This window comes from Loktanella agnita, assembly GCF_046640325.1.
In the GTDB taxonomy this organism is placed as follows: Bacteria; Pseudomonadota; Alphaproteobacteria; order Rhodobacterales; family Rhodobacteraceae; genus Yoonia; species Yoonia agnita.
This window is the reverse complement of sequence record NZ_JBJMBF010000007.1, coordinates 13,367-32,007: the sequence shown is the minus strand read 5'-3', so window position 1 is coordinate 32,007 and position 18,641 is coordinate 13,367. Positions and strand designations below refer to the sequence as shown.

Genomic DNA, 18,641 nt, shown 5'->3' with positions numbered 1-18,641 from the left:
CGAGTACTGCTACATCTGGTTTTGGGCATCATATCAGACACTTGATATGGGGTGCAATGGGCGATCCGATGCGGGATTGGCAGCCGGGTTTGGCGGCTGATAACATACTGTTTTTGTTGACAAAGTTTATGTCTTTGCAATCATTTCTCTATAAGCTCAAGAAAAGCTGAGGGATAAGATGCAGTCAGAGACCGAAATGATGTTGCACGGCTACGGCCTGACCACGGCGGAGATGTTCTATCACATGCCCGACTATCCCCATGTGCTGAACACCTTTGTCTGGCAAGATTATGACCGCGCGCCGGACCATGACAGGCTGCTGGAATTCATCGGCTTTTGGCAGGATAAATTAGACGGACCGCTGCATTCTGTCCGCTTTGTGCATCGGAAATTAATCAGCCCCGGTGAATGGCGCAATGTGATAGGTGAGTTTCATTATCACTGATGTCTCGCGGCATCATGGCTTTGCATTAAAACTGCCAACAGTCATCGCATTCTTGACAAATTGTTAACGCACAATCACTTCAACGGAGGAACTTGGGGCAAGCGTCCACATTGTATAGGTTGAAGAAATGAATTTGACCGGGAATACTTCCGGATCGAGAAAAGTGGTCACGCTGATCGTACCCGTCTTTAATGAAGAATCGGCGGTCACACCCTTTCTGAAGCGTGTCGATTCTGTGCTTGCCGATCTGTCTGATCGTATCCAGTTTGAGATATGTTTCGTGAATGACGGCAGTACCGATGCTACCGAAATGGTAATTGCAGACCTTGCACGAGAGACACCGTCTATTCGGCTGGTCAACCTGTCCCGGAATTTCGGGAAGGAGGCAGCGCTGTCAGCAGGTCTTGACCTGACGGATGCAGATGCGGTAATCCCGATTGATGTGGACCTGCAGGACCCGCCCGAATTGATCCCGCAGATGATTAGTCTTTGGCTTGGCGGGGCACATGTGGTGAATGCGCGGCGTGCGCGGCGGGATCAGGATAGCTGGGCAAAGCGCGTAAGTGCAGGGCTCTACTATCGTGTGTTTAATTTTCTGGCAGAGCATCCGATTCCCACGAATGTCGGTGATTTTCGTCTGCTTGATCGCGAAGTGGTCATGGTCCTGCGCCGATTGGGTGAGCGGTCGCGCTTTAATAAGGCGCTGTTCAGTTGGGTGGGATTTACGACAGCAGAAGTCACACATGAACGCACAGCCCGCGAAGAGGGTGAAACCTGCTGGAGCTACTGGAAACTGTGGAAGCTGGGGTTGGATGGCATTTTTTCGTCTTCGACCATACCGCTGCGCATTTGGACTTATATCGGGGTGTTAATGTCTTTTATTTCGCTCTTCTATTCCGTGTTTATTGCTGCACGCACGTTCATCTTCGGTGTTGATGTGCCGGGTTATGCGTCGACTGTTATTCTCATCCTGACATTTGGCGGGCTAAATCTTTTCGCTCTTGGGATCATCGGTGAATATGTTGGCCGAATTTATCTCGAAGTCAGGCAAAGGCCACTTTATGTGGTGCGTTCGGCGCGGGCATCAGAAGGTGACTTGACAGATGGATCGTGATGTCTACCTGCGGATGGCAGAGTTGGAACAGTCCCATTGGTGGTTCCGGGCGCGCCGCGTTATCATCGCGCGCGTGATCGAGCGGCTTGTCCAGCCTAAGCCTGGCGCAAGCCTGCTTGAGGCCGGATGTGGGTCCGGGGGGAATTTGGATACTCTGCAGAAATTTGGCCATGTTGATGCATTCGAGTTTGACGATCAGGCGCGTGCGATGGCGGCAGAGCGTTCGGGGTTAGAGATTCCCCATGGCGCTTTGCCTGACGCGCTGCCGTTCGAAGGCAAGAGTTATGACGTGATCGGCATATTTGATGTGCTGGAACACGTTGAGGCCGACGGGGATTCATTGATGGCGCTGAAGGGGCGACTTGCCAAAGGTGGCGCTCTCGTTGTCACCGTGCCGGCCTTTCCGGCACTTTGGTCACGCCATGACGAAACGCACCACCATTTCCGTCGCTATACCCGCGCCAGCATGAAAAAGGTCGCAGAGGCCGCCGGGATGCAGGTTGAACACGCATTCTATTTCAACAGCCTTCTGTTTCCACTAGCAATAGCGACCCGTGCGGCAAAGTCTGTCCTGCGCTCGGATACACCAGATGATGCCCTGCCTGCGCCTTGGCTGAATGCCGTGCTTTGTCGGGTTTTCGCGGCGGAGCGGTATTGCGTGGGGCGGTTCAGCCTACCGTTCGGTCTGTCGCTTTGCGTGGTGTTACGCATCGCGGACCCGGACTGATGTATCGTCAAATCCTGCGCTTCGGACTGGTCGGTGTGCTTGCGACAGCTTTGCATGTGGCGGTGGCGCTGACATGTGCCCAGCTTTTTGGTATGCGTGCGCAATTCGCCAATTTCACTGGGTTTGCAACCTCGGTTTTCTTTTCGTTTGTAGGGCACTCCCGTGTCACATTTGCGCTACCACAGACACAGATTGATTTTTTCCCCCGTTTTGTTGCCGCGGCGTTGATCGGCCTGGCGACCAGCACGGCGATTACCCACCTAGTGGTGTCCGAACTAGGGCAGCCGTTCTGGCTGGCGATGGTCGCTGTCGTGATTGCAGTGCCCGCGCTTTCATTTTCCTTGATGAAGGGCTGGGTCTACGCGCAATCCGCAACCCTGCGAAAAGAGGATGCAATTGGCGCGTTTCTCTGTATGGCGATTGCGATTATTATTTTGTTCGTTTTCTGGGGCTGTCAACTCAACGAAGATACGACTTGGTATCTTGTGGCCACGCGTAAGTGGCTGGATGGTGCGCAATTATACGTCGATATAATCGAAGTGAATCCGCCGCTCAACTTCTACTACACAGTGCCTGCGCTGCTGATTGCCGATGCACTTGAGATCAGTTCTTTGAACGGGCTCTACATCCTATTTGCGGTGTTTCTGTGGGTGTCTTTGCTCTGGTGTTGGCTGATCCTGTCAGTCGGCCCCGCGCTAACGTTCAATCGCCGCGTCTTCTTTATTTTCGGCGCGGCCATAGCTATCATCGTGCCGGCCGAGCGGCTTTTGATGCAGCGTGAACATGTTTACGTAATATTTCTGTTGCCATGGTTTTTACACCAGCTCGAAGCGGCCGGTCCCCATCGTTTGGGAGCGCGTGTCCGATCGGCTTTGTTTGCTTCCTGCGGTGTTCTTCTTAAGCCATATTTCGTACTGATTCCGGTCTGCCTAACCATTTGGAAAATCGTCACGTACAGAAGCTTACGTCCGCTTGTCGAAATCGAGAACTGGATATTTATGATATCTGGATTGTCCTATATCGCGTTTGTTTTTGCGTTTCATTCAGCGTATTTCGAACAGGTCGTTCCGATCGCGCGTCATATATACGCTGCCTATGATGCAAATTGGGAACTTCTGATCTGGCGCTTCGATATCCGCATAACCGCACCTTTATTGGTATTCATGCTGCTGGCGATACGGTCTGAGGCTACGCCGAAAATCTTCGAGCTTTTCGGCGCCGCTGCGATTGGTAGTGGGCTGATCTACGTCTTGCAGAATAAGGGGTTCCCTTATCACCTTTTGCCTTTTTTGATATTTATCACGCTGTCGGCGGTATGGCTACTAGCGCAGGCCAATCAAGTCAGTCAAGTCGCCGTCCTTGGCGCGGTTGTCTTCATGACATGCATGATAGTCAGCCTTTCGCGGGGACGTTACGAAAATCCGTCAGCAGAACAGCTTGGCGCATTTGCCGCACAGCGTGGTGCCTTAATAGTGTTGACAGAGCACATCGCTTTCGGACCTCCTGCTGCACTTGCGGGGGGCGTCCCATGGGCGAGCCGGATGCCTTCGCAGTGGTACGTTCCTGGCGTAGTGAATGGGTTGATAGAGACAGATTGCAGAACACTGCCTGAAAGATGTGATCGCCTGCAAGAGATCGCCACAATCGCTCGCGACAACATTGTGTCGGATATGAAAGCTTTCCAGCCTGCCGTGGTTGCGCTCGATACATCATCAAATTTTATCAAGGATCCGGATTTCGACTGGTGGAGCTTCATGGCACCACAGCCCGAATTCGCGCAGATTATGGACGCATATGTATTGGATCATCAACTCCGGCATTTTGATATCTATGTCTTGCGAGAGTAAGGTGAATGCCTCTTCGTATCGCCACGGGTAATGCGCCAATCACCGATCAGATGACGGCGTCATCGGGCCGGTGACGACTGACGCAGGTTCGAATATCTAGGATATGCGTACGGTGACAGCTTGATTGACTGTTATTTGATGGGCGCGGCTAGAAATGCAAATTTCTACTGCGCGCGTTTGACCATTCCGAACAGGTCTCGCGGGTCGTCGGGATCGGCGATGAGGTCAAGGTCAATATAGAATGGCGTGTCTTTGATCCGGCTGTGGACGTAGCGCAGGGCGCTGAAATCTTCGATTGCGAAGCCCACGCCGTCAAAAAGTGTGATCTCACTGGCTGATTGCCGCCCCTTTGCTGTTCCATTGATCACCTGCCACAGCTCGGTGATCGGATGGTCGGGGGCCATTTGCTGAATTTCGCCTTCGATCCGTGTTTGCGGCGGGTATTCCACGAATACGGTCGAGCGAGCGACGATGTCGCGGTGCAGCTCTGTTTTGCCGGGGCAGTCGCCGCCGATCGCGTTGATATGCACGCCGCTGCCGACCATGTTGTCGGTCAGGATCGTCTGCATGTCCTTGTCTGCTGTGGCGGTGGTGATGATGCCTGCGCCTTCGATGGCGTCCTCTGGTGTGGTGCAGGGGACCAGCGTCAGCCCTGCATCCGTCAGGTTGCGCATGCATTTTTCGGTGGCTGCGGAATCAATGTCGTACAGCCGAATTGTATCGACGCCGTTCACCGCCTTTTGCGCAATGCATTGGAATTCCGACTGCGCGCCATTGCCGATCATCGCCATGGTTTTCGCGTCGGGACTGGCCAAGTGTTTCGTTGCGACGGCGGACATGGAGGCGGTGCGCAGGGCGGTCAGCAAAGTCATTTCTGAAAACAGGATTGGATATCCCGTATCGACCTGCGACAAAACACCAAATGCGGTAACGGTTTGCAGCCCTTCTTTCATGTTCTTGGGGTGGCCATTGACGTATTTGAACCCGTAAAGCGCGCCGTCGGACGTGGGCATCAGTTCGATCACACCTACTTCGGAATGGCTGCCGACGCGGGGTGTCTTGTCGAATAATTCCCATCTTGCAAAATCGGCCTCAATTTCTTGTGCGAGGTCCGCCATGAAACGTTCCATGCCGATGTGATGCACAAGCCGCATCATGTTATCGACGCTAACGAAGGGCACCATGGCCAGTTGTGACGCTTTGAGACTCATGAAAAACGCCCTCTTGTTGGTCGGTCAAAGACGCGGCGGCCCATGAGCGATGCTGTCAAGTCGACCATCAGATGTGCGGTCTTGCCCCGATCATCGAGGATTGGGTTCAGTTCGACCAAATCAAGTGATGTGACCAAACCGCTGTCTGACAGCATTTCCATGACCAAATGCGCCTCGCGCACTGTGGCTCCACCGGGGACCGTCGTGCCGACCGCCGGGGCGACGGATGGGTCGAGGAAATCCACGTCGAGCGAGACATGTAGCATGCCGTCCACCGCGGCGACCCGGTCAAGGAACGATTGCAGCGGCAGTCTGATCCCTTCTTCGTCGATCCGTCGCATATCGACCAGCGTTACGTCACCGCCTGCCAGAATCTCATGCTCTGCCGCATCGACAGAGCGCAGGCCGATCATGCAGATATTGGCGGGCTCTACGCGCGCGGGCAGGGGTGGGTAGGCGTCGAAACCGTCGCGCCCGGTGACGTAGCCGACGGGTGTACCGTGCAGATTGCCGCTATCGGTGGTGTCCGGCGTGTGGATATCGCTATGTGCGTCGAGCCAGAGGGCGAAGAATGGTCTACCTTTCGATTGCGCATGCGCAGCCATGCCGGCGACCGTTCCAGCGGCCAGCGCGTGGTCGCCGCCCATAAAGATCGGCATGCCGCGTGGCGCGCTATCTTGTGCGGCCTGCATCAGGGTTTGGGCCCAGCCGACATTTTCCGCCAGTTCATAAACCAGCGGGTTCGTCGGCTCTGAGACTGTGACCTGTGCGGGGATGAGGTTGCCGATGTCTTCGACGGTGTGGCCAAGGGCGGTGATGGCTTCGGCGATACCCGCAGTGCGATAGGCGTCAGGGCCCATCAGGCAGCCACGGCGTCGCTTGCCGCAGTCGACAGGGGCGCCGATCAGGATGCAATGTGTTTGTGTCATGCCTGCAGTCTTGCGCAAAACCGGGGGTGGGTTAAGCGGGCATTTTGTGCAAAATGGGCGTAGATTGATCAAAGTGGGCGGTTAAAATGGACGAATTGGACGGTCAACTGATTGCCGCGCTGCGCCGGAACGGCCGTGCGACGCTGTCAGAGCTAGCGGGGCTGCTGGGGGTTACAAGGTCCACCCTGCGTGCCCGGCTGGATCGCTTGGTTGCGGGCGGGGAAATTGCGGGGTTCACCGTGCTCACACGGTCCGACATCCGACCCGACGCGGTGCGCGGATTGATGATGCTCGAAACAGCCGGAAGCAATGCAGAACGGGTGATGAAACGGCTGTCAGCCATTCCAGAGGTGGTGGCCGTGCATTCCACCAACGGCACATGGGATCTGATCGCCGAGATTGGAACCGATACGCTGGAAGGTTTTGATCAGGTTTTGTTCTCTATCCGGCGGCTTGACGGGGTCACGCGGTCCGAGACGAACCTGCTGCTTTCGACGCGGCGATAAACCAAAGCACCATCAGCGCGAAAGAGAATAGCGCGTTCCAGCTGGCCATGGACAGAGTCAGGAATTCCCAGCTGACTTGATCGCACATGACGACCTTCGGCCCTTCAATGGCCAGCAAGTCCGTCCCCGACAAACCATCCAACCCGCCCGTGCCGGTACAGCTGCTGGGGCCTTCCCACCAGTCACGTTCAACACCGCTGTGGTAGACACCAATGGCACCGGTGATCGCGGCGGCCATCGCGCCAAAAATCGGCAGGACCCGACCGGGGATCAATAATGCAAGTGTCCCAATCACGATCGCTGCCGCATGGGGCCAGCGCTGCCACAGGCACATCGCGCAGGGCGGGTAGCCGATCAATTGAAAGATAAAAGCGCCGCCAAGCAAGACGGCAGACCCGCCAGCGGCCATTAAAATCAAAATGTTACGTGTCATAGTGCCCCCAATACTGCGAAGCCGCCGATCAACAATACGCAGAAAACGATGAAAACCAGACCCAGCCGCTTTTCAACGAAATCCCGAATGGGTTCACCGAATTTCCACAACAGGACGGCGACCAGAAAGAACCGCAGCGCGCGGGCCATAATCGACGCAATGATAAAAACCGGAAATGACAGTTGCGTGACGCCCGAAGCGATGGTGATCACCTTGTAAGGGAAGGGGGTGACCCCTGCCACAAGTACGGCCCATGCACCCCATTCATTATATCGCAGGGCGAATTCGGCGAAGTATTCGCCCTTGCCATAGAAATCGAGGATCGGCTGGCCGACGCTCTCCATCAGGGCGAAGCCGATGTAATAACCGAATATGCCCCCCAGCACCGAGGCAACCGTCGCCACCCCTGCGATCACAAAGGCCCGTGACGGGCGCGCGATGATCATCGGGATCATCAGCACATCTGGCGGGATCGGAAAGAAAGACGATTCAATGAACGCCACAATCGCCAGCGCCAATAACGCATGGGGCGAACGGGCAAGCGAAAGGGTCCAGTTATAAAGGCCGCGCAGCATGGGGGAACTTTCCAAGTTTCGGGTGGTTAGGCCACGATGTGTGCGGCGCGTCAAGCTTGTGCAAAAAGTGCGTGTGCCTAAAATGAATGACGTAGCTCAGGAGTATGTATCATGAAATGGCAGGGACGACGCGGCAGCAGTAATATTGTCGATCGGCGCCGGGCAGGCGGGGCGAAGCGGGCAGGTGGGATTGGTGGCGTCGCGGGGCTGCTGCTCCTTCTGGCGGGTTGGTATTTCGGGGTCGACACCAGCCAATTCGTTGATCTTGGGGGCGAGGGCCAGTCCTCCCAATCCGCTGAAATAACGCCAGCAGATGAACGCGCTGCGCAATTTGTGTCTGTCACCTTGGCCGATACAGAAGAAGTGTGGCGCGAAATCTTTCAGCGCGAACTGGGTGAAACCTATCAGGAACCAAAACTGGTGCTTTTCAAAGGGCAGACGCAATCTGCCTGTGGTGGTGCCTCGGCGGCGACAGGCCCGTTCTACTGTTCGCCAGAGCGTGCGGCGTTTCTTGATACCGATTTCTTTGTCACGCTGGAACGCCGTCTTGGGGCAGGGGGTGACTTTGCTGCGGCCTATGTTGTGGCGCATGAGATTGCCCATCACGTGCAGAATGAGCTGGGCATTCTGGAGCAGGTCAACCAAGCCCGCGCGCGGATGAGCGAGGCAGATTCAAATGCGATGTCCGTCCGCATCGAATTACAGGCCGATTGCTTTTCCGGCATCTGGGCGCGTGCTGCGCAGCAAAGGTTCGGGAGCCTTGAAGAGGGCGATATCGCAGAGGCGATGAATGCGGCGGCACAAATCGGTGACGACACGTTGCAGCGCAATGCAGGCCGGACCGTGCGCCCACATACATTCACGCATGGTACAAGCGAACAACGTCAGCGCTGGTTTGCGCGCGGTTATGAGAGCGGTAATCTGAACGCCTGCGATACATTTTCGGCGACACAGCTTTGACACAAATCGCGATTGACCCTGCGCGCTGGTCGCATTAGGACGTGCGCACTGGCCGATGTGGCGGAATGGTAGACGCAGGGGATTCAAAATCCCCCGATGGCAACATCGTGAGAGTTCGAGTCTCTCCATCGGCACCAATACTGACAGCGCCTGTCGCGCATTTGTCAGTAAAACAACAGATATTCCAATGTTTTAAGTGTCTTGCCTTGCTGGCTGGCATTGTGTGTCAGTCACGTTTGGACGACAAATTACGAATAAATGACGAAGGATTCGTAATTGGCCACGTTCCAGAAATTGACCAGCGGGCGCTGGCAGGCGCAGGTGAGCCGTGCAGGTGTTCGCAAGTCGAAATCGTTTGTCAGCAAGCGCGAGGCCAAAGATTGGGCCGGGCAGCAGGAGTATGCCATCCTCAACACGCGACCTGAGGGCGAGCGTGTCGCGCTGGGAGATGCATTCCGCCGCTATGCAAACGAGGTCTCGAGTATGAAGCGCGGCGAGCGCTGGGAGGTGATCCGGTTGGCGAAACTGCGGAAGGAGCCCTTCGCAGAGATCATCATGTCCGATCTTCGCGCTGCCGACTTTGCCAACTGGCGCGACAGACGTCTCAGGGAGGTGTCCCCCGGAACAGTGCGGCGGGAGATGCAGCTTGTCAGCGGCGTCATCAATCAGGCCACGCGAGAATGGGGTTATCTGACGGAAAATCCGATGGCCTCTGTCAGGCGTCCGGCGGAGCCGCCGTCCCGCGACCGACTGCCCACGGAGAGGGAATTGGAAGCGCTGGCCATATCGGCGGGTGCCGATCTCTCAGCGGCGACGGCGCGCGCCTATCATGCGTTCCTGTTTGCGATAGAGACGGGCATGCGGTCGGGGGAAATCGTCGGTTTGCGCTGGGATGACGTCGATCTGGAGGCGCGGGTGGCGCATCTGCCGATCACCAAGAACGGCAGCGCGCGGAATGTGCCTTTGTCATTGGAAGCGGTACGGCTTCTTGAGGCGCTTCCTCAGTCAGATCCTGTGTTTGGGCTGGATGGCGCGCAGCGGGATGCGTTGTGGCGCAAGCTGCGTGACAGGGCGGGTGTTGTGGGGCTGACCTTTCATGACGCACGACACCTTGCAGTCACGCGGCTCGCCAAGAAGCTCGATGTTCTGGATCTGGCCCGTATGGTGGGGCACAAGAATATCCAGATGCTGATGCGATACTACAATGCATCCGCATCGGATATTGCTAGGCGTCTGGATTGAAACGGACCATGCGGACCCCGGCGACGATCCTGGATTGTATGGATCTGTCATCGACCCGCCGCAGAACGGTGCGCGTACTGCGCCCGATCAGCTTTGCATAGTCCGCCACTGTGAACCACTCCGGTTGCGGCGTCGCATGTAGCGTGTCGAGTTTCTTGCTGATTTGTGCGACCTCGGCCAGCAGGCGTTGGAAATCATCGGCTGGGATGGCGAGCAGTTGTGTCATGAGCGTGTGCCTGTTCTTCGCGTCGGTACGTTGGTTTTGAATGCAGTCAAGCGGCCACCTTCTTCATCGCGCTCGCACCCCATTGTGCTGCCGCCGCGCGCATCATGCCGGGGAACGACCTGCTGCGCAGACGCGCGCGCTCGGGGCCGGGCGGCATGCGGTGGACGCGGTTCCAGCACCGCCAGGTTTCAGAGTAGCGCTTCGGTTCTCGGAGCGTGTCCGTTGGTCTGAGTTGGGGCAGGCCGCGCAGATACCAGCCTGTCGCCTTGTAGGCCAGTTCGCCGAACCAGAAGGGCTGTACGATGTGTGGTGCGGGCAGATCGTCCGGCATGGCGTCCCGCGCCAGATCATTCATCGCCGGGTTCTCGATAGCGATGCGCTCGATCGGTGCGGTCCAGCAGGCAGTGAATACATGGATGCCAAGCGCAAACTCTGCGCGCATGTCAGCCCAGCTGCGGCCGCGTGGCAGCTGCTTGGGCGGGGTCCACTTTCCGGGTCCGCTCATCCAGCGGCGCCCTGAGCGGCGGAGCCGGGTGCAGGGTGGATGCATCACAGCCAGCAGATCCCAGCCTTCCTGCAGAATGCCATCGCGGATATCGCAGACGATATGGCGGTTCGAGCGATCCTCGGCCGGCTGTGTGTCGCAGGACCAGACGTCGTGTCCGAGGGCCGCAAAGGCACGGCGGGCAATTCCAGAGGTCTCACAGCCGATCAGGACGCGCATGGTTGTTCACCCATCCGGATGGCGCAGGTCGCCCAATCGGAAGCCGCGGCGGCTACGGTCTCGCCCGTGCCGGTGCACCCCAGAACATTCACCTGGAACTCGAGCGGTCCCCAGCCGGGTGACGGTTCGATCAACGTGCCGCCATGATCCAGCACGGCCTGCTGCATGAGAGAGGCTGAAGTAAGACCATCCGGCGCAGCGTCGATCCGCGCTGCGATCTCGCAGCGGACATGGGCGGTCATTGCCGCCAGATCGAGGCCCAGCTTTGCAGCCAAGGCGAAGTGTGGGGTTTGTGGAAGAGACATCATGAATTTGATCCTTGAAATATGTGGGGCTGGGCGCTGCGTCAGTGAACAGTGATGATCGCGCCGAGCAAAAAAGCGGCGAGACAACAGGCCATGCGGTTGAGGCGCGCCATGCGTGCTGCGCGACGATCACGGAGAAGCAACTGCTGATAGAGGGGGAAGCGCTCTGTGAGGCAGACAGAGTTGCCTGCGCGGTTCATGCTGCACCGCCCAGAATGTCCTGCAGGCGGCGGATGGGTGACGCATCCAAACGCCGTTGCACGTCCTGCAGCCGAGACAGTCCGATCTGCGAAATGGTCTGGCCCCGCGCGGTTTTCAGCGTGGCCCAAGCCAGCAGGCGGCGGGTGTCGGTGCTATTGGGATCCATCACGATCGCGACGGCTTCCGACGCTAAGGTGAGGTGACGGTCGTGACGAGTAGAATGGGACATATGGGTCCTCCATCAGTTGAACGATGAAGGTACGTGTTGCACATAGTGCATCATTTCGTCAATCTTGGTGTTGCATAATATGCAACTATGGGCGTTTGGAACTTATGCCGTCATTTTAGATTAAACCGCTAACGCTTTGATATATATAGCAATATTTAATAAAACTTTGGAGATTGCCCCTCATAGCTAAAAAGCATACCCGGTAGCAAGTTTTTGCCGGAATTGTGTTTGTGTTCTTTTTGCGTTCCAAAAATATCAGCTGAGAGGTGCGATGACAGAATTGGATTTCATCGACAAAATTCGTTCTTTGAAACCCTCAGAGCTCGAGAAATTCTTCAATCTTCTGCGGGATCATCTTCCTGAGCTAACCGGAGAAGGCCAAGAAGCTGTTCATGCTTCGATTCAGGGATCCGCCGAAAGACAGAGATGAGCTCGCGCTCTAGGACGGTCATGTCATCCGAGAATATGTCGGAAAGCGTTATATTCAGCGCTTTTGCGCATTTTTTGTAGGTCTCGAGCTTGGCCGAAGGCGCTCCTACTTCGGCGCGCTGAATGGTTGCTGCATTCATGCCAATCATCTCTGCGAGATCTCGCTGAGTCAGGCCGCGTAGCTCTCTGATACGTGCTAAATTCATTTGCACACTGTGCAACGGCGGCTGATCGCGAACAAATGCACATTGCGCAACAAGTTTGTTGACCTATCGTTGCATGATGTGCAACAGAATGGCGCATGGGTACGCTTCTGGATTATTTGAAAGATCAAAAGATCAGCCAACGCGCGTTTGCGCGCAGCGTTGGTGTTGATCCAAGCATCATCTCGCGATTGGCGCACAGGTCGATGCGGCCAAGTTTGGACTTGGCCGTCACGATCGAGCGCCAAACCGGAGGGAGGGTTCGTGCCGCTTCGTGGATCGAACCTGTGCCGCTGCCTTCGCCTGTCACAGCAGGTGGGAGTGACGTGGTTTGACGCGAAGCAGTCCATACCTTCGCCCGGTTTGTAAGAGATCGCGCCGTTGCCAGTCTTCAATACGCCGCTGCCCCCCATTTTTCCCATACTCTCATTCAACCATTGAAGGTCTGCCCTCATGCCCATTGCCAATTTTGTCGCTCCTGCGGCTCCTGTCTCCGACCACCACGCTAGCCGTTTTGCACAGACGCAGTCCCGGCCCGGTTTTCCAGCGCAAAAGTCTGGAGAGGTTCTGTATCTCGATAGCTATCGCGGGACGGCGTTCAAGCACTGGTTTGCAACGGCCTTTGCGTCTTATCTTCGCGATCGCTTTGTGAATCCCGAACAGGTGGCGACGGCCTTTGGCGTGCGCGCGAGTACCGCCTGGAACTGGTGGAACGGGGATAACAAGGCCTCCGGCGATGCTGTCGCCCGGCTCTTCATGACCTTCCCGGATGCCGGTGCTCCCAAAGTTTTGCACCGGGCAGATGAACCTTCACGCGATGCATCGCCTCAATCCTTCCTGTCGGGCTGCGCGTTTTTCCCGCGCGCGGCCACTTCCGGGGGCGGGTCTGACCCGTCCCCGGTTTTTTTATGCCGGCAGGGCGGGGTGACCGATCCATCATGAATGCAGAGCAAGTCGATGACGAGATGGCACGGGTGCTGGGGGCGTTCATCGCGGCGGAGGAAGCCGCCGTGGTGGTAGCGCCGCCGCGGAAGCAGGAAGAGCCGCGCATGCCCTGGCCGGAGGAATGGTTTGTGCGGCGTGACCGGTTCGACCTGGTGGCCTGCCAGCGGCTGTGGGGCGAGGTGCTGCTCAGCTGCCTGCGCGGCGCGCTCGGGGTCAGCAGCAGTCACGAGGATTACCTCACCGGGAAGGTGGACCCGGCGTGGATCGGCTCGAAGGATTTCTTCCTGGTCTGTGACTACGCCGGTGTGGCCACGGAGGGTCTGCTGGCCTGCCTGGATGATCCCCCGCGGCGGGCCGCCCTGATGGAGACCCTGCGCTACGGCAATGGCAAATCGCCCGGCAGATAGCTGGTCACAAATATAAGCAAATTCAATGGGCTGCGAGATAATCTTGGCGCGACACATCAGTTAATGGTGGGCCGCGCACCGCAGGACTCCCGCCCTTTGACCCCAAAAAGACGACAAGAAGAGGAGAGCGACGTGAGCCATAAGGCAACCAACTGGCTGTCGGAACTGGAGGCCGATCAGATCGGGGCAAGTGAGTTCCGGGTGCTGTTCCACCTCTGTGACTGCCATAACGCAGCCCGGGGCTGCTTTCCGACGCAGGCCTATCTGATCGCGAAGACAGGGGCCTCCAATGGGACCGTGAACAACGCGCTGAACGCGCTCGAGGCAAAGGGGCTGATCCAACGTCACCGAGAGTGGGATGGGGCCACCAAGCGCCAGAAACCCACCCGCTACATGCTCGGCTTCGAGATGGCCGACCCGTCTCCAAAATCTGGAGACGGAAATCGCACAAAGCCGTCTCCAAAAACTGGAGACGGAGCCGTCTCCAATTTGCGGGGTGAGCCGTCTCCAATCCAGATGCCGACCCGTCTCCAGCCCACTGGAGAGAAACCTGTAATTAACCAGGAAAGAACCAGCGCGCGCGTCCGCTCAGCGCCGTTTTACGGCTCCAAGGCCGACCAGGCAGCGACCATGTGGGCGGGCTGGATCAAGGAAGGCAAATACATCCCGGCCACGGCGATCACCGCCAGCATGGCGGCCCGGATGCTGGAGATGAAGCTGGTCACCCAAGGTGAACTCAGAGCCGCGAAGGTGATCGACTGATGGCACAGCAGACAGAGACAGGCGCAGAGCAAGCTGAGAAGAGCAATGATCGCCTTGGAGTGGCAAAGCCGTCTCCAAAATCTGGAGACGGAAACCGCGCAAAGCCGTCTCCAGAATTTGGAGACGGGATTGCAGGACCGTCCAAAGCGGTTCGAACTGGCACCGAGCGCGGCAACCGGGATCGGATCCGGGCGTTGCTCTTCGATCGGCTGGGGTTTCGCTTTCCACGAGGCATGGATGCTGAGAAGGGCCGGGCGATGCTGAACCGGATTGCCGATGATCTGGCCTATCTCAGCGACGCGAGCTTGGCGACCTTATGGGCGATGCTCCGCACCAAGGGCGAGGGCACCGCCCGCTGCTTCTGGCCAAGCCACGCCACGTTCCTCGCCATCGCCGAATACATCCAGCCCCGGGCCGTCGAAGACATCCCCGCGCTCTGCAGCTGGTTCGGCTCGGTCGAAGGGCCGAAGGCTGCGGCCAACGGCACGCTGGTCGAGACGTTCCTGTTCATCGAGGCCCGCAAGCTGCCGCCGGTCGCGGACGGGGCGAAGCGCCAGATCGCGACACAGGCGCGCGAGAATGCCCGCCGTCTGGTGATCGTGGACGAGCGGACGGCGGCAGGTTGGCCGGTCGCAGCAGATGATCTGGCCTTTGCCCGCTGGTATCGCGCGAAGCTGGCCTTCTGTCAGGCGCTGATGGAGACCGAGCGGCGCAAGCGCGGCCATCCGGTGGACAGGTCGCGCGACCCCGGTGCCCGCACATGAGCCGGAGCAATGCACTTCTGGCGGTCAGCCGCTTGGCGGCCGAGGCGGACCGGATCGGTCAGATCAAGGACCGGTCTTCACGGCCCGAGGACTGCGGCGAGGCCATCGTCGACATCGCCCCGGCGCGTGGTCCGGTGCAGCGGTTCCAGCCGCGTGAGACTACGATCGACACGGGAGGCAAGGTCCGGACCCGCCGTGTGGGCCATGAGGGTCAGAACGCCCTGCGCCGGGCCGATGCCTTCGACGTGATGCAGCAGCAATCCGCCCGCTGCCGCCCGGACGCAGCGCCGCTCTTTACCGCCGCACAGATCGGGACCGGGCGCGACTATGCCGCGCTTTATGAGCGCTGCGCCGCGGCCGGGATCCGGTGTTCTGGGATCCATGAGCTCGACAGTGGCAGTGGTGGCAGCGGCACAGGCGGGCAGGGCACCTTCATCGATGCGGTGATCCGCGACCGCCGCAGGCTGGACGCGATGGAGCGGGCGATCGGCACGGAGATCGTGATCAAGCCACGCGGCGTGCAGGCACACAGCGACCGTGGTCGCAAGGCGATCACCGCCCACGACCTCGTCTATTGTGTCTGCCTGCAGGGTCTCACCATCAGCCAGCTGCTGCAGCGCTTCGGCTGGTCACGCGCGCCCAGCGTGAGCAAGACAGTGCGCGCGGCGCTGTGTGGTGCCCTCACGCGTCTGCAGGGGATGTGAGGTGACATCGTGATACACGACACCTCTCATCGCCCACCGGTGACAAACCTGTCGCAATCTCTCAACATTGTGCGCGTCATCGAAGGGTAGGGGGAGGGGGCAAAACAAATCCGCATTGACCGAGGACCGGAGAAGGAGCCTTTTTGTGCGCAACGCGGAAATTGAATAGAGTTCTCCACATTGAGGAGGAGAAAGTCGTACGGTGAAAAACTGAAGTCCCGGATGCTGCGGTGCACACATTCGGCCATGAGGGCGAAAGCGGGCGCGTGGGTCGCGGACGCCGATGCCAGCGGCACTGCGGCCAGGAGAACGTTGGTCGCTCGACTTCCTATCCGATACGTTTGGCGTGTCCCGCAAGTTCCGCATCCTCGCCTTGAACGACGATTGCTGCCGTGAGAACCTGTGCCTCATGGCCGAACCAGCATTTCTGGTGCGCGCGTCGCCCGTGAGTTGGATGCCCTTGATCGGATCTACGGCAAGCCCGCCAGCATTGTCAGCGATATTGGGACCGAGTTCACCAGTCGCGCGATCCTGAAATGGTCGAATTTCGACCACCTCGAATGTCAGCTGTGGGCCGTCCCTGTCAGTCTTCATCGCAAAACTGTCCATAGCTACCTTTCCCGAAAGGCCTCTGACATTGCCACAGCAAGCTCGGCGCGTCCGAAGGGCTTGTTGAGAAGAAGTACTCCCTCGACAGCATCTTCCTCCACGGCTCCCTCTGTATTGGCATAGCCAGTCATCAGAACAACCGCTATCTTTGGATGAGTGCGGCGAATTTCTCGGATGAAATCGGTTCCGCGTTGTCCACCGGGCAGCACGATATCCGATAAGATAATGTCTGGGTCTTCTGCCGTCTGCATCATGACATCTATCGCAGTTTCAACGCTTTGCGTCGCTGTCACAACGTAGTCGAGCGACTCCAGAAGTCTGATCACACTGCCTCGAACCGACGGATTATCCTCGACAAGCAAAACCCGTTTGCCGCTGCCTGTCGGGACATTCTTCGGCGTGTCGCCCGATTCAATTTGCGGTGAAATGGGGGACTTGGGCAGCAAGAGCGTGATTGTCGTTCCTGCGCCCGGTTTGCTCTTGATCGACATTGTCCCACCAGATTGTATGGCAAAGCCGTACACCATCGACAAACCCAAACCGCTGCCGGTTCCGAATTCCTTAGTTGTAAAGAAGGGCTCGATCGCGCGTTGTTGAGTGTCCTTAGTCATGCCTGCGCCGGTATCACGCACACAGAGGCGGACAAAATCACCGATGAGATGGGATGGCACCTCTTCGTTGGCGGCATTCGTCAGGCTGATTGTAATCACACCCCCATTGGGCATCGCGTCTCGGGCATTTGTCCCGAGGTTTAGGATTGCATTACTCAGAAGGTTTGGGTCAATCAGGATCGCCCAGGAATCGGATGCGATGTCCACATTGACCTCGATATCCTCTCGCAGGGTTCGCCGCATCAGTACGGTTGTCTCATTGATGATTTCGCGCGGGTAAACAGGCCGCGGGGCCAGCGCCTGTTGGCGGGCGAATGCCAGCAACCGCCGCACCAATTCTGCACCACGGTCAGAGGATTGCACGATAGGATCGATCAGGTCGTGCTGCGCGCTGTCCGACATCGCCAGCAGCTCCGCATGCCCCCGTATCGCTGTCAGAAGGTTGTTGAAATCATGCGCAATTCCAGCTGTGAGCTGCCCAATGGCTTCCAACTTTTGTGCCTGCAAAAGCCTCTCTTCACTGCGCTTTCTTTCTTCCAGAGCATCATTGCGGGAAGTTTCGAGCATTTCACCCATGTGCTCGTTTTGTCCATCTAGAATTTTGCGTGCCTCGAATTCGGACACGAAGATGCGCTCATGGCGCTTTATACTTTGATAAATGATAATCGAAAATGTCGTTGCGACAAGCGCGAAGGCCCAGAATGACGGCTCGTTAGCACGGCTGAAACCAATGAAGGATCCCGCGATTATCATTCCACAAAACGTATAGGCCGCAGTCGGCAACGGATAGAGCGTGATGGCGCCGCCAGCAATCATCCCTGATGCCAAGGCAATAAAAAACGCTTGCAAGGGCCCGTCTACGTCTGGAAGGATAACGAGGCCCGGGTATGCCCAGAGCATTCCCAAAAACGCCGCCTGCATGACACTACGCCGGTATGTGCGCGGCGAGAGCCTTTCGGGAAATGGCTTGCGGCGTCGCGTAGCCTGCCGCATCAAGAACAGGCTGGCTATCCCAATAACGATCATTGACCAAATGACCGCGTCTAGGCGCATCTGATCTTCAAGCCAGAGGATCAAAAGAACGGACAAAGCATTGGCGATATTCGCCAACATCATGGTTGGCGTCAGGCGAGAAATCGCAAATATTCGCTGTGCCAGTATTTGGCCGCTGTCGACTAGTGAATGACTTTCTGTCTCGACAGAATTTCTGACTGGGTGACCAAACAACCTCATAAAAGCTCAAATGTCTTGATTACCATTCCGAAGACAGTGCACATTTTTGACACAAAATGCAATCTTGGGGCGGGTGGATATGAAATGAAATTAGCCTTGAATTGCTAAAGACTCCCGGTTTGTGCGCTTAGGATGCTTCGTAAGTGATCACGCGACCAAGAAACAATTTTGTCATTTTTTGAGTTCTCATGAGCGGATAAATCAACGTCGTTGAAGCGAAAGTCTGGTCTAGAGAAGCGGCATCGCAGCATTTGACCTTGTAGCCGATGTTCGCAGAGTGCCCGAAGCTTCGGGCCTGCA

At 57.3% G+C, this 18,641-nt stretch carries 23 protein-coding genes, 1 tRNA gene and 1 pseudogene; 15 read left to right on the top strand and 10 right to left on the bottom strand.

Features of this window, described 5'->3' with window-relative positions:
* Nucleotides 1-178: 178 nt before the first annotated feature.
* The 4 genes from ACJ5NV_RS09450 to ACJ5NV_RS09435 all read left to right on the top strand — a co-directional run bounded on the left by ACJ5NV_RS09450 (nucleotide 179) and on the right by ACJ5NV_RS09435 (nucleotide 4,133).
* Entirely contained in the window at nucleotides 179-445 is a 267-nt protein-coding gene (locus tag ACJ5NV_RS09450) for an usg protein (RefSeq protein WP_411643430.1), read from the top strand.
* A 127-nt stretch (nucleotides 446-572) separates the two neighbouring features.
* A complete protein-coding gene (locus ACJ5NV_RS09445) occupies nucleotides 573-1,559 on the top strand; it encodes a glycosyltransferase family 2 protein (protein WP_411643429.1) in 987 nt (328 codons plus the stop codon).
* Nucleotides 1,549-2,286, top strand: coding sequence for a class I SAM-dependent methyltransferase (locus tag ACJ5NV_RS09440; RefSeq protein ID WP_411643428.1), 738 nt, complete (start codon nucleotides 1,549-1,551; stop codon nucleotides 2,284-2,286). Before ACJ5NV_RS09445 ends, ACJ5NV_RS09440 begins: the two co-directional genes overlap by 11 nt.
* Nucleotides 2,286-4,133: a GtrA family protein gene (locus ACJ5NV_RS09435; protein ID WP_411643427.1), complete on the top strand. Its 1,848-nt coding sequence runs from the start codon at nucleotides 2,286-2,288 to the stop codon at nucleotides 4,131-4,133. Before ACJ5NV_RS09440 ends, ACJ5NV_RS09435 begins: the two co-directional genes overlap by 1 nt.
* 164 nt (nucleotides 4,134-4,297) lie before the next feature.
* Here ACJ5NV_RS09435 and ACJ5NV_RS09430 read toward each other — a convergent pair whose 3' ends face one another.
* Both ACJ5NV_RS09430 and rocF read right to left on the bottom strand, forming a co-directional pair.
* Nucleotides 4,298-5,344 carry an ornithine cyclodeaminase gene (locus tag ACJ5NV_RS09430; RefSeq protein ID WP_411643426.1) on the bottom strand — a complete coding sequence of 349 codons (1,047 nt, stop codon included), beginning with the start codon at nucleotides 5,342-5,344 and terminating at the stop codon, nucleotides 4,298-4,300.
* Entirely contained in the window at nucleotides 5,341-6,273 is a 933-nt protein-coding gene (gene rocF / locus ACJ5NV_RS09425) for an arginase (RefSeq protein WP_411643425.1), read from the bottom strand. The genes ACJ5NV_RS09430 and rocF overlap by 4 nt, the downstream gene beginning before the upstream one ends.
* A gap of 86 nt (nucleotides 6,274-6,359) precedes the next feature.
* On the opposite strand from rocF, the gene ACJ5NV_RS09420 reads away from it, so the two are divergent.
* A complete protein-coding gene (locus tag ACJ5NV_RS09420) occupies nucleotides 6,360-6,779 on the top strand; it encodes an Lrp/AsnC family transcriptional regulator (protein ID WP_411643424.1) in 420 nt (139 codons plus the stop codon).
* Here ACJ5NV_RS09420 and ACJ5NV_RS09415 read toward each other — a convergent pair.
* Both ACJ5NV_RS09415 and ACJ5NV_RS09410 read right to left on the bottom strand, forming a co-directional pair.
* Complete coding sequence (locus ACJ5NV_RS09415; protein WP_411643423.1) at nucleotides 6,736-7,212, bottom strand: disulfide bond formation protein B; 477 nt, start codon at nucleotides 7,210-7,212, stop codon at nucleotides 6,736-6,738. The two genes, ACJ5NV_RS09420 and ACJ5NV_RS09415, sit on opposite strands and share 44 nt — an antisense overlap.
* Complete coding sequence (locus ACJ5NV_RS09410) at nucleotides 7,209-7,787, bottom strand: YqaA family protein (RefSeq protein ID WP_411643422.1); 579 nt, start codon at nucleotides 7,785-7,787, stop codon at nucleotides 7,209-7,211. The genes ACJ5NV_RS09415 and ACJ5NV_RS09410 overlap by 4 nt, the downstream gene beginning before the upstream one ends.
* Before the next feature lie 111 nt (nucleotides 7,788-7,898).
* On the opposite strand from ACJ5NV_RS09410, the gene ypfJ reads away from it, so the two are divergent.
* From ypfJ to ACJ5NV_RS09395, 3 genes are all read left to right on the top strand, one after another.
* On the top strand, nucleotides 7,899-8,747 hold the full coding sequence (ypfJ, locus tag ACJ5NV_RS09405; RefSeq protein WP_411643421.1) for a KPN_02809 family neutral zinc metallopeptidase: 849 nt from the start codon (nucleotides 7,899-7,901) through the stop codon (nucleotides 8,745-8,747).
* 51 nt (nucleotides 8,748-8,798) lie between these two features.
* Nucleotides 8,799-8,884: transfer RNA gene (locus ACJ5NV_RS09400), tRNA-Leu, on the top strand.
* A gap of 139 nt (nucleotides 8,885-9,023) precedes the next feature.
* Nucleotides 9,024-9,989 (top strand): tyrosine-type recombinase/integrase, encoded by a 966-nt coding sequence (locus tag ACJ5NV_RS09395; protein WP_411643420.1) that lies wholly within the window; start codon nucleotides 9,024-9,026, stop codon nucleotides 9,987-9,989.
* Here ACJ5NV_RS09395 and ACJ5NV_RS09390 read toward each other — a convergent pair.
* From ACJ5NV_RS09390 to ACJ5NV_RS09370, 5 genes are all read right to left on the bottom strand, one after another.
* Entirely contained in the window at nucleotides 9,973-10,215 is a 243-nt protein-coding gene (locus tag ACJ5NV_RS09390) for a hypothetical protein (RefSeq protein ID WP_411643419.1), read from the bottom strand. The two genes, ACJ5NV_RS09395 and ACJ5NV_RS09390, sit on opposite strands and share 17 nt — an antisense overlap.
* A gap of 46 nt (nucleotides 10,216-10,261) precedes the next feature.
* On the bottom strand, nucleotides 10,262-10,939 hold the full coding sequence (locus ACJ5NV_RS09385) for a hypothetical protein (RefSeq protein ID WP_411643418.1): 678 nt from the start codon (nucleotides 10,937-10,939) through the stop codon (nucleotides 10,262-10,264).
* The gene (locus tag ACJ5NV_RS09380; protein ID WP_411643417.1) at nucleotides 10,927-11,247 is read right to left on the bottom strand and encodes a hypothetical protein; all 321 of its coding nucleotides are present in this window, start codon (nucleotides 11,245-11,247) and stop codon (nucleotides 10,927-10,929) included. Before ACJ5NV_RS09380 ends, ACJ5NV_RS09385 begins: the two co-directional genes overlap by 13 nt.
* A 193-nt stretch (nucleotides 11,248-11,440) precedes the next feature.
* Nucleotides 11,441-11,674, bottom strand: a complete 234-nt coding sequence (locus ACJ5NV_RS09375) for a hypothetical protein (protein ID WP_411643416.1) — start codon at nucleotides 11,672-11,674, stop codon at nucleotides 11,441-11,443.
* 335 nt (nucleotides 11,675-12,009) lie between these two features.
* Nucleotides 12,010-12,309 (bottom strand): helix-turn-helix transcriptional regulator, encoded by a 300-nt coding sequence (locus tag ACJ5NV_RS09370; protein WP_411643415.1) that lies wholly within the window; start codon nucleotides 12,307-12,309, stop codon nucleotides 12,010-12,012.
* A 95-nt stretch (nucleotides 12,310-12,404) separates the two neighbouring features.
* Here ACJ5NV_RS09370 and ACJ5NV_RS09365 point away from each other — a divergent pair, with 95 nt between their 5' ends.
* The 7 genes and pseudogenes from ACJ5NV_RS09365 to ACJ5NV_RS09335 form a co-directional block, all read left to right on the top strand.
* Complete coding sequence (locus ACJ5NV_RS09365) at nucleotides 12,405-12,641, top strand: helix-turn-helix domain-containing protein (protein ID WP_411643414.1); 237 nt, start codon at nucleotides 12,405-12,407, stop codon at nucleotides 12,639-12,641.
* Nucleotides 12,642-12,759: 118 nt separating this feature from the next.
* Nucleotides 12,760-13,248, top strand: a complete 489-nt coding sequence (locus ACJ5NV_RS09360; protein WP_411643413.1) for a hypothetical protein — start codon at nucleotides 12,760-12,762, stop codon at nucleotides 13,246-13,248.
* On the top strand, nucleotides 13,245-13,658 hold the full coding sequence (locus ACJ5NV_RS09355) for a hypothetical protein (RefSeq protein WP_411643412.1): 414 nt from the start codon (nucleotides 13,245-13,247) through the stop codon (nucleotides 13,656-13,658). The genes ACJ5NV_RS09360 and ACJ5NV_RS09355 overlap by 4 nt, the downstream gene beginning before the upstream one ends.
* A 132-nt stretch (nucleotides 13,659-13,790) precedes the next feature.
* Nucleotides 13,791-14,420 carry a helix-turn-helix domain-containing protein gene (locus tag ACJ5NV_RS09350; protein WP_411643411.1) on the top strand — a complete coding sequence of 210 codons (630 nt, stop codon included), beginning with the start codon at nucleotides 13,791-13,793 and terminating at the stop codon, nucleotides 14,418-14,420.
* On the top strand, nucleotides 14,420-15,184 hold the full coding sequence (locus tag ACJ5NV_RS09345) for a hypothetical protein (RefSeq protein ID WP_411643410.1): 765 nt from the start codon (nucleotides 14,420-14,422) through the stop codon (nucleotides 15,182-15,184). The genes ACJ5NV_RS09350 and ACJ5NV_RS09345 overlap by 1 nt, the downstream gene beginning before the upstream one ends.
* Nucleotides 15,181-15,888: a hypothetical protein gene (locus tag ACJ5NV_RS09340; RefSeq protein WP_411643409.1), complete on the top strand. Its 708-nt coding sequence runs from the start codon at nucleotides 15,181-15,183 to the stop codon at nucleotides 15,886-15,888. Before ACJ5NV_RS09345 ends, ACJ5NV_RS09340 begins: the two co-directional genes overlap by 4 nt.
* A 250-nt stretch (nucleotides 15,889-16,138) precedes the next feature.
* Nucleotides 16,139-16,443 (top strand): annotated as a pseudogene (locus ACJ5NV_RS09335) (DDE-type integrase/transposase/recombinase); the annotation flags it as partial.
* Between the two features lie 56 nt (nucleotides 16,444-16,499).
* Here ACJ5NV_RS09335 and ACJ5NV_RS09330 read toward each other — a convergent pair.
* Complete coding sequence (locus tag ACJ5NV_RS09330) at nucleotides 16,500-18,224, bottom strand: ATP-binding protein (RefSeq protein ID WP_411643408.1); 1,725 nt, start codon at nucleotides 18,222-18,224, stop codon at nucleotides 16,500-16,502.
* Nucleotides 18,225-18,641 lie beyond the last annotated feature (417 nt).